Source organism: Aquisphaera insulae (assembly GCF_011064615.1).
GTDB lineage: Bacteria > Planctomycetota > Planctomycetia > Isosphaerales > Isosphaeraceae > Aquisphaera > Aquisphaera insulae.
Genome location: NZ_JAALJH010000201.1, coordinates 1 through 2,216, shown reverse-complemented (window position 1 = coordinate 2,216; position 2,216 = coordinate 1). Strand labels below are relative to the sequence as shown.

1 protein-coding gene is annotated in these 2,216 nt (G+C 65.3%); it reads right to left on the bottom strand.

Annotated elements, in window-relative coordinates; translation table 11 throughout:
- Window positions 1–419 precede the first annotated feature (419 nt).
- Window positions 420–1,457: a transposase gene (locus G6O54_RS36710; RefSeq protein WP_165236024.1), complete on the bottom strand. Its 1,038-nt coding sequence runs from the start codon at window positions 1,455–1,457 to the stop codon at window positions 420–422.
- Window positions 1,458–2,216 lie beyond the last annotated feature (759 nt).

The following is a 2,216-nucleotide window of genomic DNA, read 5'->3' as shown; positions in this document are numbered from 1 at the left end:
GATCGAAGGCCAGAGATCGAAGAGATCGAAGGCCAGGCACCCAAAGCGGGGAAGAGATCGAAGAGATCGAAGGCCAGGCACCCAAAGCGGGTGGTCTGGGCAATATAGAGAGATCGAAGGCCAGAGATCGAAGGCCAGGCACCCAAAGCGAGGCACCCAAAGCGAGTGGTCTGGGCAATATAGAGAGGAAAGCGGAGCGATCCAGCGGGAATTGCCAGCGACCCGGGGCGGACGGCGGCCGGCTCGAGGTTCAACGAGGAACGAGAGGTGCGGACGTTGCGGGGGAACGGGCGGGTGTAGAGCGGTTGGGAAGCCGCGGCGGGCGGCGGAGAGGGATCGGACCAGGACCGGGGCGCATGGCCCCCGGGCCGGCGGCCTGATGGCCGCGGCCGGAGAGGGAGGACTCGGCGGTGGGGCGCTCAGGGGCCGGCCGCGAGGCTCATCGGGCCGGGTGCGGAAGGCGCGGGGCGGGGCGTCGCGAAGGCCGGTCGGCGAGGCGGTCGCGCGGGCTGCTCGCGGCCCAGCCGGGCCGGCGGCCGCGGGCGGCTCAGGGCCTCGAGCATGTCCCGCCAGTGCGAACCATCCAGGCCCAGGCGGACGAAGATCGAGGTCGCCTCTTGGGGCAGGGACGCCTTGCCGGGGCGATCGACTCGGGCCGCGATGTCGACCAGGTGCAGGTGGCAGGCCAGCGTGTAGCCCGGGGCCAGGCCGTAGCGACCCCCCGGCTCGCCGCGATCGTCGGTCGGCGAGAGCCACTGGCCGTCCTCGTGACGGCGGTCATCGGGCACGGTCGACGGTCCCGCGCCCGTGGCCTCGGTCGCGACCGGCGACCGCGCATGATCGTGATCGAGCCGGGCACGAAGGGAGGTGTGCTCGGCCTGTTCGGGCGTGGCCGCGACGCCGGCGGCGAATGGATTGAGGTCGATGTAGACGGCGACGGCCAGCAGGGCCTCCTGGTCGCGGACCGCCGCGCTGCGGAAGCGGCCCTCCCAGAAGGCGCCGGTGCAGCCGTCCTCGCGGTTGGCCCGGCGGGCCAGCGGCTCCTTGAGGCATTTCATGAACCAGCCGAGGTCCGCCAGCCGGCGGCGGACGGTCGCGACCCAGGCGGAATCGGCGGCGAGCGTCAGCGCCCGGTCTTCAGAAAGGGGCAGCGGCCGGCCCCCGGCATCGCGGATCGGGAAGAGGGTCAGCCAGCGCCGCATGACCTCCTCGGGCGACCACGCCGAAGCGCGCGGGGAGTCGAGCCTCAGCAGCAGGTGGAGATGGTTGTCCATCACCGCGAAGCCGCCGCAATCGACGGCGAAGAGCCCGACGAGCTCGCGGAGGCGTTCGACGATCCACACCTTGCGATGCCCGGCCCCCTCGCCGCAGAGCCGGGCGCGTCGGACGCATCGCGAGATGCAGTGATACCAGGGCGTGACGGACTCATCGACGAGCCGGGAGCGCGGCGTGGCCATCGGCGGGACCTCCCACGGATGGAGCCTAGCTCGATGGTTGTCCTCTGTCCATTATGTTGTTCGGAATCGACCAGCCGCTCGGGAGGTATTCTCTCCCACTTCTCTAGATTCTCTATCTTTGGTGCATAGCCACTCTTACTTCCCTTACTTCCGAGCACTCCTCACCCCTTGCCCGCGTCCCTTGACGTTCATCCGACCCAATTCCCGAAGAAACCTATGCCAAAGCGGCTCACTATTGCATTGAACAGTAGGCATGCTGTCGCTGACGACGAGAAAAGCAACACAGATACCAGGCCGAGCCAGGATTTTTGACACAGGAGGTACTTTATGCACAGGAGTGGTGGTAAAACCAGGGCGACGCCCACAAAAGCATCAATGGGAGTCCGCATTTGAAGAAAAGGATCGGTGAATATTATGCTGACCATATATACAATACCTAGAATATGAATGTCATTATCTTTCATTTTTTCAGATCGGTTGTTTCGTCGGCGACTGTCCCAGCACGCCCCGAGCATCATGATTAAGGCAACAAGGCTTACGAGCGACCAATGGGCCGCTTCGTATGACCGTGGCGGAGATCTCAGAGAGTAGTAGCACAGCACATGCCGGAGAAAACTGACGCGTACTGCAAGCAGATAGTGACGAGAATAACCTTCGCGTTGCGGCGGTCCAGTAGTACCGAAGGTACTTCATCATTCTTACCTCGATACTTCCTCACGCGCTCTTCCCCCTCGCCCCGCGCGAGGCCGGGGTTTGTCC

Coding starts and splice junctions, on each gene's coding strand:
- G6O54_RS36710 (WP_165236024.1), bottom strand. CDS start 1,457: ATGGCCACGCCGCGCTCCCGGCTCGTCGATGAGTCCGTCACGCCCTGG.